Origin of the sequence: Brevibacillus sp. FSL L8-0520 (assembly GCF_037963895.1) — a bacterium.
GTDB lineage: Bacteria > Bacillota > Bacilli > Brevibacillales > Brevibacillaceae > Brevibacillus > Brevibacillus borstelensis.
Map to the genome: position 1 here is coordinate 2,242,609 of NZ_CP150171.1, position 12,209 is coordinate 2,254,817.

Here is a 12,209-nt window from a genome sequence, read left to right on the forward strand (position 1 = left end):
AGCAGAATTCTGTCAAGGAACTACTTTTGAAGAGCAGGGGTGAAGCCCCGAGGGTACAAAAGAGGGCTGAGTATCGTACAGCAAGCACGGAGTCCGCATGTGCGAAGGAAGGAACATCATTATGGATTTGCTGGAAAAAGTCTTATCACGGGAAAACTTACGGATGGCACTCCAACGAGTGGAGGAAAACAAAGGTGTCGGTGGAGTCGATGGTGTTTCAACCGAACAACTACGCGATTATCTACGTGAACACTGGCAAGCCATCCGCGAGAAGATGGAAAGGGGAACCTATAGACCTTCACCTGTTCGCAGAGTCGAAATCCCGAAACCTGACGGTGGTGTAAGGTTATTAGGCATTCCCACCGTGGTAGACCGCTTTATTCAGCAGGCCATCCTCCAAGTGTTAACGCCGATCTTCGACCCCACCTTCTCGGAATCTAGCTATGGGTTCCGTCCAAAACGTAGCGCTCACATGGCAGTAAGGAAAGCGCAAGCGTATATCTCCGAAGGATATCGTTTCGTGGTGGACATCGATCTAGAGAAATTCTTTGATCGCGTAAATCATGATATTCTAATGAGCCGTGTGGCTCGAAAAGTTCAGGACAAGAGAATTTTAAGACTGATTCGTTCCTACTTGAATGCGGGGATCATGATAAATGGCGTCTGTACAACATCAAGTGAAGGAACACCGCAAGGTGGGCCGTTAAGCCCACTTTTGGCAAATATCCTACTTGATGATTTGGACAAGGAACTCGAAAAGAGAGGCCACCGTTTCTGCCGCTACGCAGACGATTGTAATATCTACGTGAAAACAAAACGGGCAGGGGAACGAGTAAAGAAGAGTATTCAAAACCACTTGGAGAAGGTACTAAGGCTAAAAGTAAATGAGGAGAAAAGCGCGATAGACCGACCATGGAAACGAAAATTCTTGGGCTTTAGTTTTACCTTTGCAAAACAGACAAGGATTCGCATCCACCCCAAATCCCTCCTCAAGCTAAAAGAGAAAATCCGCACGATCACGAATCCGGTGTGGAGCATCTCGATGGAGAAGCGGATTGAAAGAATAAATCAGTACCTCATGGGCTGGATTGGATATTTCGCCCTTGCAGACGCGAAGGGCATTCTACAATCCATTGAGGAATGGACAAGGCGCAGGCTCCGTCTTTGTTTGTGGATGCAGTGGAAACGCGTGAGAACCAGATATCGAGAACTTCGTTCTCTTGGCATATCTCACGTAAAAGCCATTGAAATTGCAAATACCCGCAAGGGTGCATGGCGTACCACAAAATCTCCGCATATACACAAAGCCCTCGGCATTGCCTACTGGCAACAACAAGGGCTGAAAAGCTTAGTGCAACGATATTCTCAAATTCGTCAAGCTTGGTGAACCGCCGTATACCGAACGGTACGTACGGTGGTGTGAGAGGACGGGGGTTAGTCGCCCCCTCCTACTCGATTTCCGGACGATCAGGCCGCATTTCCATTCGGTTCCGATGAGTTTCCGGATTTATTTTTAAAGTACAGCTGATAAATCAGAATTGCGATGAGCACGAACGGCACCCCTCCATAAAGGGCAATCCGCTGACTCGGGTCGAATGCGAGACTGACCAGAACGGCAATGTTCAGCACGAGGGCGAGCAATGGCAAGAACGGATACAGAGGAGTCTTGAATTTCAAATCTTCCAGTTTCCCGCCATTTCTCAGGTATTGACGGCGGAAAGCGAGCTGGGAAGCGGAGAGCGAAATCCAGCCGACCTGCGCACCCAGTCCGGCAACCGAGAGCAGCACCATAAAGACGGTCTCTTCTGCAAAGAAACCAGACAGCAGAGAGAGCAGAGAAATGGCAAAGGTGATCAAAAGCGCGTTCATCGGAATGCCTTTGCGGTTTGTCATGCCCAGCTTTTTGCTCGCCATGCCGCTGTGGGAGAGAGAGTAGAGCATCCGCGTGGCGGCATAAAGTCCTGAGTTGGCAACGGACAAAAGGGCTGTGAGCACAACGAAGTTCATGATGTCGGCGGCGTAAGGAATGCCGATGCTGTCAAATACAGCTACGAATGGACTTTCAACAACACCAGCCTGCTGGTAAGGGATCAAGCCGGCCAGGATGAAGATAGCGAGAACGAAGAAGACCAAAGTTCTCCAGACCGTTGTGCGAATGGATTTGGGAATGGTTTTCTCCGGATCTTTGCTCTCTCCTGCAGCAATCCCGATCAGCTCTGTTCCCTGGAAGGAAAAGTTGACGGTAATCATGGTCAAAAGCAAGCCGGTAATTCCGTTTGGCAACAGCGGACTGTTCACGTAGTTTGAAAACATGGGGGCGGGCTGGCCGTTTTTCATCTCGATCAGACCGAACATTGCTGCGCCGCCAAGAATGATGAACAGGATGATAGCGCTTACTTTAATACTCGAAAACCAGAACTCGCTTTCTCCGAATGCTCGCGCGGAAAGCGCATTCAGAAGAAACAGAACGACACCAAAAATGGCACACCACAGCCATACCGGGGACTCCGGAAACCAGCGCTGCATCATGAGCCCCGAGGACAAGAGCTCAAGAGCCACCGTAACCGCCCACCCAAACCAATACAGCCAGCCGACAGCGAATCCCAGCGACGGGCTCACAAACTTCGTCATGTACGTTTGAAACGAACCGGCTACAGGCATGGCGACTGAGAGCTCGCCAAGACAGAGCATGGTCAGATACATGATGAAACCGCCGACCAAATAAGAGATAATCGTGCCGATCGGACCTGCCTGCCCGATCGTATAACCCGAGCCAAGAAACAAACCGGTTCCGATTACTCCGCCGAGAGAGATCATGAAGAGATGGCGACTGTTCATGGACCGCTTTAATTTGTGTTGTTGATCGTTCGTAGATGCCATGTAACCCTCTCCTTAACGTGAATGCACAACTTGTGATCATAAACTGCGTGTATATTCCCTATGCAAATGGTGTGCCAAAGTCGGAATTGTGGAACGGTTGTTTATTATGGGACAAAAAAGAGGTTTTGTGCAAAAAAAATAGGCGTTCCGTGCAAAAAAAGCAGGCAAACGCCAAAAAAATTTGCACTTCACACTGGCTTAACCCCCAACTTGCGAAGGCGGTATTGCAGGCTTTGTCTGCTGATTTGCAAATCCTTGGCTGCACGGGAAATATTGCCGTTGTTCTTCTCAACGACTTTCTGAATATAGTACGTTTCGAACTCCTGCATTTTTTGTTTCAAAGGAGAGATTTCGTCCGATACGGGTAGTACTGTTATCTTTTCCTTTATGGGTGCAGATGTGCGGCGTAAAAAATGGTAAGGAAGCAGCTCGGAGGTAATAACGGTTTCGTCTACCATCAGATTCATCGCACCTTCGATAACGTGCTGAAGCTCCCTGACGTTTCCGGGCCAGTCGTGTCCCATGAAAAACGCCAGCACGTCTTCACTTACACCTTCGACGCTCATTTGGAACAGGTGATTGTACTTGTCGATAAAATGCTGGATCAAAAGCGGAATATCTTCTCTCCGTTCACGCAGGGGTGGAATAAAAAGCGTTACCACCCCGAGGCGGTAATACAGATCCTTTCGCAAGCGCTGATGGGATATGGCTTCTACCGGGTCTTCATTCATCGCGGCTACGATTCGTACGTCGATGGACCTGTCTTTTGTGTCCCCGATGCGCCGGATGGACTTTTCCTGCAAGGCCCGCAACAGTTTTGCCTGCAGGGGCATACTAAGCGAGTTGATCTCGTCCAGGAACAAGGTACCGCCTTCTGCTTGTTCGAACAGGCCGGGTCTCTCCACTGCTCCGGTAAATGCGCCACGGGCAGTTCCAAAGAGGAGTCCTTCGATCAAGGAATCAGGCAGGGCAGCACAGTTCTGTGAAATGAAGGGAGCCGAGGCGCGGAGACTTGCATTGTGAATGCTCTGGACAAAGAGCTCTTTGCCAGCTCCCGTTTCCCCTACGACCAATACAGAGGAAGAGGTCCTTGCCGCACGCTTGGCATTTTCCACAACCTCCAGAATAGCGGGACTTACACCGATAATTTTGTCAAAGGTGTAGCGCGCGCCGTTCTTTTCCCACAGATTTTCACGGATCAGCCGCTCCATTTTTGTCACATCGTTCGCAAGCTCCATTGCGCCAATGAGTTCTCCATCCTTGAGGATCGGGAACGTGTTGTTTATCGTCGTGATCTCCTGACCTTTGTCGTTGAAGTACGTCTGTCTCACGTTGCGGACGCTTTTGCCGGTACGCAAACAAGTAAGCAGCGTGCTTTCCTGGCCGGGAGGGAACTGAAACACTTCGTCCAGTGGCTTGTTGAGAACGTCTCGCTTGCTCATCGATTCCATCTCAGTCATTTTGCGATTGTATACGATCGTGGTACCCGATGCGTCGATTACGTGGATACCTTCATTGACACTGTCCAAAATGGTTTCAAAGACATGTAGGGTATGGTCGGGTAAGTTCAGCTTTTGCCCGGATGACATCCAAAATGCACCTGCCTGTTGGTATGGTATGAGGTACATCATAACATAGGATGGAAAAGGTGCAAAATAATTATGCGCTAATATGGACAAAAGAAGGATATGATGCAAACTTTTTTTGCTCTGTGGGAATGCCCTTCCCGCTGAAACCAAGGATTTGTACAGGCTCAAACAGTTGGCATCATTCTTGAATAAAAGAGAGACATCGCATAATCAAGGAGGCAATGAACATATGAACAAGTCAAACCGGGTCATTGATCAAACAGAAAAATTCGGTGCTCACAACTATCATCCGCTTCCGATCGTTATTTCCAAGGCAGAAGGCGTTTGGGTAGAAGATCCCGAAGGCAACAAATACCTGGACATGCTGAGCGCATACTCGGCTCTGAACCAGGGGCATCGCCATCCGCGCATCATCAAGGCGCTGAAGGATCAGGCTGACAAAGTGACGCTGACTTCCCGGGCTTTCTACAATGATCAGCTTGGCAACTTTTATGAGAAGCTTGCTGAAATGACCGGCAAGGATATGATTTTGCCGATGAACACCGGAGCAGAAGCGGTGGAAACGGCGCTCAAGGCTGTTCGCCGTTGGGCATATGACGTCAAAAAAGTGCCGGATAACCAGGCTGAAATTATCGTGTGCGAGGGCAACTTCCACGGGCGTACAGTTACGATCACCTCCTTCTCTTCCGATCCTGGCTACCAGCGTGGGTTTGGTCCATTTACCCCAGGCTTTAAGATTATCCCGTACGGTGACATCGAAGCGCTGAAACAGGCGATTACGCCGAACACGGCAGCGTTCATGCTGGAGCCAATCCAGGGGGAAGCCGGCATCATCATTCCGCCGCAAGGCTATCTCAAGCAGGCGTATGAGCTGTGCAAGGCCAACAATGTGCTGCTCGTCTGCGACGAAATCCAAACGGGCTTTGGCCGTACAGGCAAGCTGTTTGCGTCTGATTGGGAAGACGTGAAGCCGGATATGTACATTATGGGGAAAGCGCTCGGAGGCGGTGTGTTCCCGATTTCGGCTGTAGCGGCAGACCGTGAAGTTCTGGGCGTCTTTGAACCTGGTTCCCACGGTTCGACCTTTGGCGGCAATCCGCTCGGCTGTGCTGTCGCCGTAGCGGCCATGGACGTCCTGGTTGACGAAAAGCTGGTGGAACGCTCCCAAGAGCTGGGTGAGTACTTCCTCGGAAAATTGAAGGAGATCAAAAACCCGTTGATCAAAGAAATTCGCGGACGCGGTCTGTTTATTGGACTGGAGCTGGAAACGGCTGCTCGCCCGTATTGTGAAAAGCTGAAAGAACTGGGGCTGCTGTGCAAGGAAACGCATGAGACTACAATCCGCTTTGCACCGCCTTTGGTTATTACGAAGGAAGATCTGGATTGGGCGATCGAACGGATCAAGCAAGTCTTGCAAGTAACGGAAACAGCAAATGTATAAGTGATCTCTTCCAAAAAAGTGGACTATCTCCTTTAGCGGGGATGGTCCTTTTTATGGTCAGTCGGACAAATCTCCACTCAAGCAAGGGAAAAAGCAGGTTAATCGTTCGACAAATTGCGACAACATGTGGATAAAAGCGCAGGGAGAATCCACATGGACAACCCTGCCTTTTTGTCAGTTGCACACAGTTTGCCCACAGCTTACCCACATGATATCCCCATTGCCTGTGGATATCAGAACGATTGTTCGCGCCTGTTTCTTCTGCTACAATGGGTTCAGGTTAAGGGATGGAGGTGACAAGCGTGAAATACTTGAGTGACCAAATGCTGATAGAAGTATATCATCGTGCCGTCGACCTTCAACTGGACCCAGCTTTTATTGAACTGCTCAGTGCAGAGATAAAGAGAAGAGACATCGGTATCGCGCAGGTAGTGAGCGCGTAAACGGGCTAACCTAGATGTACAAAAAATTATGCAAAAAGCCATCCGCAGCTTCGGATGGCTTTTTTGTATGCTTACTGTCCGGTTTCAGCGACAAATTCAAAGGCAGTAATTCCTGTTACCGGCGCTTCTTTGGCCAGCAGTGTTTCTGGGAGGAAAAAGTAGACAGGACCATCCGTCCGTATAGGCTTGCCGTCCTTTGAAAACTGCAGGATGGCCCGTCTGGCTTCGCTGAGCGGAAGGAGGATAGGCTCTCCTGTCTCCCGGTAGATCCGTACATGGGTCACTTCGGGATGGGGAGCAGCGTTGTCGATGAACGGCGCAAGGCGGATTCCGTAGTCACCCTGGAGAGCCTTCCGTTCCTCGATCAAGCTCTTTCGCTCCGACGGCAAGGCTGCACCTTCCCGAAGCTCCTTGTCCCATTGGGCACCGGTTCCTTCCAGGTACTTTTTCTGATTGCCTGTATCGTTATCTTCCTCACCCGTATAGGTGCCAAGATCAAACTTGCGGTCGTCAAAAATCCATACGCTCGGGTCGAGTGTTATGGGGAAGGAAACGGCTCCCTTGAATACGATTACCTCTGACATGATACATTCCTCCGTCTGTTTAGCGTCTCGGTAACATTGTAACCCGCGGCAAAGGATGTGGCAAACGAGCCGCCCGTGCATTTTTGCAAAAAGCGTTTTTCTGAATAGCAAAAATTCGCTTCGGCGTCTTGCTCCCAAGCAAAAAACAGCATCGCTTTTGACAATGAGGCTCTGACTTCTTACAATGGGGGCAGCAGAATTCCATTCTATTCACGCAAGAGGCGATCTACATGGACAAAATGGACCATATCAACATTCAGCAAGTGCTTGAACAGACGGTGCAGGAGACCGTCAGCGAAGCGGAAAAAGGCGAGGTAGCTTCGTACATACCGGAGCTGGCCAGACAGGACAAGAGGCGGCTGGGCATCAGTGTGTGCCTCAAAGACGGGACGCTCCTTTCGGCCGGGGATGCCCATCTTCCGTTTACCTTGCAGAGCATCTCCAAGATTTTTTCACTCATGGTTGCGCTGTGCGAGCATGGAGAGCGATATGTCTTTGAACGTGTGGGCAAAGAGCCGACAGGCGACCCGTTCAATTCGATTATCAAGCTGGAGACCATCAAGCCGCACAAGCCGTTAAACCCGATGATCAACGCCGGAGCCATCGCTGTTGCAGGCATGATTCCCGGAGCAACTGTGGAAGAACGGCTGGAGAAGATCATGCGGCTGCTTAGAAAAATGACAGGCAATCCCGAGCTCCGTGTCAATTACGACGTATATCAGTCCGAAAAGCAGACCGCTGATCGGAACCGCGCCCTCGCCTATTTTTTGAAGGAGAGCAAGATTCTTTCCGGGGACGTGGAAGAAACTCTCGATCTGTATTTTCGGCATTGCTCGATCGAGGTCACGACCGTGGAGGTGGCACGGCTTGCTGCCATTTTGGCTGCGGACGGCTACGACATTGTGAGCGGCGAGCAGCTGCTTCCCCGTGAAGTGGCGAGAATTTGCAAAACCTTCATGGTCACATGCGGCATGTACAACGCTTCCGGAGAGTTTGCCATCGACGTCGGCATCCCTGCAAAAAGCGGTGTAGCCGGAGGGATTATGGCTTCAGTGCCGCAGCGTATGGGGCTTGGCGTATTTGGTCCCGCTTTGGATGAAAAGGGGAACTCGGTAGCGGGGGTCAAGCTGCTGCAAAGGCTCTCCGATATGTGGGATTTGAGCATTTTTTAGTCAAATCGAAAGCGTTCGTGCGTATATACTTACAGTTGCCAAATCGTCTCCCCTTTTCAAATGGCCCAGAATAACGTACTATGTAAGGTAAGGATGGTGGCAAACGGAGGGATAGGTTTTGACAGAAATTAAGATTCCCGATCTGGAACAAAAAGCGCTAGCATTACTGCGAGCAGATGCGGACAAGATCTACAAGCTCATAGACGTACAGATGGAAAACCTGACCATGCCGCAGTGCCCGCTGTATGAAGAGGTGCTTGACACCCAGATGTTCGGGCTTTCGCGTGAAGTGGAGTTCGCCGTCCGTTTGGGACTGATTGACGAAGAGATCGGTCGTGAAATAATGGGTTCGTTGGAAAGAAAACTGGCTGATCTTCACGAACTGTACAATCAGAAGGGGTAAAGGCGAGAGAATGGAAACGTTCCTCGCTTTTCTATTGTGATCGAGTTTTACAAGGGCATAAAAAAATACTTGCTTTTTCACTCTCACTGCTTTAGATTAAATAATAACTTTTGAAGAGCAAAAGCGTCGACGGAGACTAGTAAGCGAACCAGCAGCTTGCCAGGGAGAAACTGCCATGGACTGAAAGCAGTTTTAAAGCATGCCTCGCCGAATTCACTCCTGAGCTGTCCTTTGAACGGTTTCGATGCCCAGTAGAAGGAAAACCGGGTCATTCCCGTTACCAATGAACAAAGTGAGGCATGCAAGTAAAAGGGCTCTTGACTTTTTTTCCTTTACACGCTTGTCTAATCAGGGTGGTACCGCGAGCAACTCGTCCCTTTTAGGGGGCGGGTTTTTTTGTTCTCGCTTGCCTTGAACAAATGAATACGGCAAAAGCGAAGATGGAGACCAGTAAGCGGCCAAGCGGCTTGACAGGGAGAAGCGACCAGAGACTGAGAGTCGTTTCCAGGCATGCCCCGCTGAATTCACTCTTGAGCTGTCCTCTGAAAGGAAGGCGCCCCTAGTAGGAGGGAACCGGGTCATTCCCGTTATCAATGAAATGAGCGAGGCTGACAAAGCCTAACCAGGGTGGTACCGCGAGCACAACACTCGTCCCTTTTTGGGGATGGGTGTTTTCTTTTTTACAGGCTAGTGGAAAGTTAGAAAGAGGTGGATAGGGCATGAAGCAAACAGAGCAATGGACGACCAGACTTGGATTTATTCTGGCGGCAGCGGGTTCGGCGATCGGACTCGGGGCGATCTGGAAATTTCCCTACGTAGTCGGAACGAGTGGTGGCGGAGCATTTTTTCTGCTGTTCCTCGTATTTACACTCGCAATCGGTCTTCCGCTATTGTTGGGTGAATTCGTGATTGGACGCAGCACACAGCAAGAGGCAATTTCGGCTTACAAAACTCTCGCACCGGGAAGCGCATGGCATTGGATCGGCAGATTGGGCGTGGCGACTTGCTTCTTGCTGCTCTCGTTTTACAGTGTGGTAGGCGGCTGGATTCTCACTTATATGTATCGCGGCTTGACGGGACAACTGACAGGCATGCCGTACGATCAATTGTTTGGCAGTGTCATTGCCAGCCCGATCGGATCTGTCGGCGCTCAATTTGTATTCATGCTGATCACGATGTGGGTCGTGGCTCGCGGGGTGCAGGCCGGGATCGAATCGGCGAACAAGTATTTAATGCCGGCACTGTTTTTACTGTTCCTTGTCCTGATGTTCCGTTCACTCACACTGGATGGAGCAGGCAAAGGCGTCGCGTTTTTCCTGATGCCTGATTTTTCCCGGCTGACGGCGGATTCTGTGCTGTATGCGATGGGTCAATCGTTCTTCTCTCTCAGTGTCGGGGTTTCTGTGATGGTTACGTACAGCTCCTATCTGGGCAAACAGGAAAATCTGGTGCGCTCCGCAGGCTCGATCGTCGGGCTGAATCTGATGGTTTCCTTGTTTGCCGGTCTGGCTATTTTTCCTGCCGTTTTTTCCCTGGGCATGGAGCCGACGGAAGGACCGGGACTGCTGTTTATCGTTTTGCCTTCTGTCTTTGAGCACGTGCCGTTTGGCAATCTGTTTCTGCTCATATTTATGGCGTTGTTCCTGTTTGCTACACTGACCTCCGCATTTTCGATGCTGGAGATAATCGTAGCGTCGCTTTCCAGGGGCAAACTAGAAAACAGGAAGCGCTATTCCTGGATTATCGGGATGCTTATTTTTCTGGCAGGAATTCCGTCTGCCTTGTCCTTTGGAGTCTGGTCAGAGGTGACCGTTTTTGGGAAGCCCATCTTTGATGCGGCCGATTTTTTGGTAAGTAATGTCTTGATGCCGCTGGGTGCATTGCTGATTGCCGTATTTGTGCCGCTCAAGCTGAAACGGGAGCTGCTTGTCAGAGAATTGCAGGTGTCCACAGAGTGGGGGAGACGCGCTTTTATCATCTGGCTGATGCTGCTGAAATACATTGCACCGATTGCCATTATCATCGTATTTTTGAGCACACTGGGCGTTTTTTAGGAAGAAGAAACATAGAACCGGCAGGTACTGGTTCTGCATAAAAAAGAAGGGCGCAGCGATGGAAATACACGCTGCGCCCTTTTTTATGGATCAAGCAAAGAAAAAGGCGGTTCCGAGGATGATATAGACAGCCAGCAAAAGGACGCCTTCAAACCAGTTGGTCGCACCGTCTTTGGTGATGGAGATGGTAATAAAAGTCGCGACACCAATGGCGGCAAGTTCAAATGTGGTGAAGACGATATCCATCGGACGGCCCAGGAGCAAGCTGACCAATACGAGCGTAGGGGCCACGAACAAGGCAATTTGCAAGCTGGAGCCGACTGCGATCTCGACAGCTGCGCCGATTCGTCCTTTCATCGCCAGCAGCAGGGCAGCGCTGTGCTCCGCCGCATTGCCGATAATGGCGATGACAAACGCCCCGACGAACAGCTCCGACCAACCAAGTGTTTCGGAGACGTGCTGAACACTGTGGACAAGCCACTCGGAGACGACGGCCACAAAAAAGGTCGAGATCGCCAGCATCAGGATCGACACACCTTTTGACCAGGCTGCTTCACTGTCATGAGATTCAATGTCGGACAGGAAGTCGCGGTGCGTGACCATGGAGAAGATCAGCCAGAGAAGGTAGGCCACGATCAGAATAACCGCAATCACCGTGCTCAAGGTCCCGATCTCAACAGGCGGGAGCTCCTTCATAAAGACGGCCGGAATAAACAGGGCGGCGATCGCGAGCATCATCAGGGATGCATTGTGCCCGGCCAGCCTGCCGTTAAAGGTTTGCTCCTTGTACTTCAATCCCCCCAAAAACACGCTCAATCCGAGTACCAACAGCATATTCCCGATGATGGCGCCCGTAATGGACGCCTTCACCATATCGAACAGGCCTTCCTTCACCAGGAAGAAAGCGATAATCAGCTCGGCTGCATTGCCAAACGTCGCATTCAAAAACCCGCCAACGCGATCCCCTGCATAATGTGCAACACTTTCTGTCGATTTTCCCAACCAAGCAGCCAAAAAAATGATAGCCAAGGAAGCAGTTGCAAATTTAAAAAATTCATTGTCAGTGAAATAATGGGCGTATCCCGCCAGTAGCAGGCTCGCGCCGACAATCGTGAAAAACAGCCGTTGGTTCATAGGCTCACCTCATGATGTTAAGTTTGTTGCGTTTTCCCGTTTTTTACCATAAATCAAAATTCGTCTTTAAGTGTAACCGAACTTTTGAAGGATGTCATCATTATTTTGAACGAATCCTGGAGAATAAAATCACCGTTTTTTTGCTCACACTATTCGGTGAGACATCTTAGGAGGTGCTTCTATTGGCAAAACCGTATCTCTGTCCTACATGTAAATCAAATCGGATGAGATTTACTGTCATTGAACAAACTCCGCGCTATGTCCGACTTGATCCCCAATCCGGCGAGCTGGTCGCGGAATTATCCAGAGACGAGCTGGACACCTTCCATCAGCCCTACAAGGGAGAGTCCTACATGATTCAATGCGGAATTTGCGGGACGACCGAGCAGGAAGAGCGGTTTATCAAGATGGCCGAACACATGCAGGGGCAGCGTTCGTAGCTGGTGCAACGCAAGACTGCTTGAGCAATGAAAGAGGCACGGTACCCACCGTGCCTCAGGCTGTCGAGA

Annotated in this window: 11 protein-coding genes and 2 other annotated features; of the genes, 7 read left to right on the forward strand and 4 right to left on the reverse strand. The window is 50.3% G+C overall.

Annotated features, from left to right (window positions below):
• Positions 1-121: 121 nt before the first annotated feature.
• On the forward strand, positions 122-1,387 hold the full coding sequence (ltrA, locus tag NSQ24_RS11150) for a group II intron reverse transcriptase/maturase (protein WP_024985202.1): 1,266 nt from the start codon (positions 122-124) through the stop codon (positions 1,385-1,387).
• An 80-nt stretch (positions 1,388-1,467) separates the two neighbouring features.
• On the opposite strand, the gene NSQ24_RS11155 is transcribed toward ltrA, so the two are convergent.
• Both NSQ24_RS11155 and NSQ24_RS11160 read right to left on the reverse strand, forming a co-directional pair.
• Positions 1,468-2,880, reverse strand: a complete 1,413-nt coding sequence (locus NSQ24_RS11155) for an amino acid permease (RefSeq protein WP_003387341.1) — start codon at positions 2,878-2,880, stop codon at positions 1,468-1,470.
• A 188-nt stretch (positions 2,881-3,068) separates the two neighbouring features.
• Entirely contained in the window at positions 3,069-4,469 is a 1,401-nt protein-coding gene (locus tag NSQ24_RS11160; RefSeq protein WP_024984823.1) for a sigma-54-dependent Fis family transcriptional regulator, read from the reverse strand.
• 229 nt (positions 4,470-4,698) lie between these two features.
• On the opposite strand from NSQ24_RS11160, the gene NSQ24_RS11165 reads away from it, so the two are divergent.
• Positions 4,699-5,910, forward strand: coding sequence for an ornithine--oxo-acid transaminase (locus tag NSQ24_RS11165; RefSeq protein ID WP_003387339.1), 1,212 nt, complete (start codon positions 4,699-4,701; stop codon positions 5,908-5,910).
• A 302-nt stretch (positions 5,911-6,212) separates the two neighbouring features.
• Entirely contained in the window at positions 6,213-6,353 is a 141-nt protein-coding gene (locus NSQ24_RS11170) for a sporulation histidine kinase inhibitor Sda (protein ID WP_003387338.1), read from the forward strand.
• A 71-nt stretch (positions 6,354-6,424) separates the two neighbouring features.
• Here NSQ24_RS11170 and NSQ24_RS11175 read toward each other — a convergent pair whose 3' ends face one another.
• Positions 6,425-6,937, reverse strand: a complete 513-nt coding sequence (locus NSQ24_RS11175; protein WP_031931786.1) for a hypothetical protein — start codon at positions 6,935-6,937, stop codon at positions 6,425-6,427.
• Positions 6,938-7,167: 230 nt separating this feature from the next.
• Between NSQ24_RS11175 and glsA the strand changes: the two genes are divergently transcribed.
• From glsA to NSQ24_RS11190, 3 genes are all read left to right on the forward strand, one after another.
• Positions 7,168-8,109: a glutaminase A gene (glsA, locus tag NSQ24_RS11180; protein ID WP_122959066.1), complete on the forward strand. Its 942-nt coding sequence runs from the start codon at positions 7,168-7,170 to the stop codon at positions 8,107-8,109.
• Positions 8,110-8,227: 118 nt separating this feature from the next.
• Positions 8,228-8,512, forward strand: a complete 285-nt coding sequence (locus NSQ24_RS11185; RefSeq protein WP_003387335.1) for a YlaN family protein — start codon at positions 8,228-8,230, stop codon at positions 8,510-8,512.
• Between the two features lie 117 nt (positions 8,513-8,629).
• Positions 8,630-8,893, forward strand: a binding site (T-box leader).
• Positions 8,894-8,940: 47 nt separating this feature from the next.
• Positions 8,941-9,171 (forward strand) — a binding site (T-box leader).
• A gap of 60 nt (positions 9,172-9,231) precedes the next feature.
• Complete coding sequence (locus NSQ24_RS11190) at positions 9,232-10,566, forward strand: sodium-dependent transporter (RefSeq protein ID WP_003387333.1); 1,335 nt, start codon at positions 9,232-9,234, stop codon at positions 10,564-10,566.
• Between the two features lie 90 nt (positions 10,567-10,656).
• Here the strand turns inward: NSQ24_RS11190 and cax are convergent, their stop codons facing one another.
• Positions 10,657-11,700 (reverse strand): calcium/proton exchanger, encoded by a 1,044-nt coding sequence (cax, locus tag NSQ24_RS11195; protein ID WP_003387332.1) that lies wholly within the window; start codon positions 11,698-11,700, stop codon positions 10,657-10,659.
• Between the two features lie 182 nt (positions 11,701-11,882).
• On the opposite strand from cax, the gene NSQ24_RS11200 reads away from it, so the two are divergent.
• The gene (locus NSQ24_RS11200; protein ID WP_003387331.1) at positions 11,883-12,140 is read left to right on the forward strand and encodes a hypothetical protein; all 258 of its coding nucleotides are present in this window, start codon (positions 11,883-11,885) and stop codon (positions 12,138-12,140) included.
• Positions 12,141-12,209 lie beyond the last annotated feature (69 nt).

What these genes read in the sequence shown, in the direction of transcription:
- ltrA (WP_024985202.1), top strand. Translation starts at nt 122, where the DNA reads ATGGATTTGCTGGAAAAAGTCTTATCACGGGAAAACTTACGGATGGCA.
- NSQ24_RS11155 (WP_003387341.1), bottom strand. Translation starts at nt 2,880, where the DNA reads ATGGCATCTACGAACGATCAACAACACAAATTAAAGCGGTCCATGAAC.
- NSQ24_RS11160 (WP_024984823.1), bottom strand. Translation starts at nt 4,469, where the DNA reads ATGTCATCCGGGCAAAAGCTGAACTTACCCGACCATACCCTACATGTC.
- NSQ24_RS11165 (WP_003387339.1), top strand. Translation starts at nt 4,699, where the DNA reads ATGAACAAGTCAAACCGGGTCATTGATCAAACAGAAAAATTCGGTGCT.
- NSQ24_RS11175 (WP_031931786.1), bottom strand. Translation starts at nt 6,937, where the DNA reads ATGTCAGAGGTAATCGTATTCAAGGGAGCCGTTTCCTTCCCCATAACA.
- glsA (WP_122959066.1), top strand. Translation starts at nt 7,168, where the DNA reads ATGGACAAAATGGACCATATCAACATTCAGCAAGTGCTTGAACAGACG.
- NSQ24_RS11190 (WP_003387333.1), top strand. Translation starts at nt 9,232, where the DNA reads ATGAAGCAAACAGAGCAATGGACGACCAGACTTGGATTTATTCTGGCG.
- cax (WP_003387332.1), bottom strand. Translation starts at nt 11,700, where the DNA reads ATGAACCAACGGCTGTTTTTCACGATTGTCGGCGCGAGCCTGCTACTG.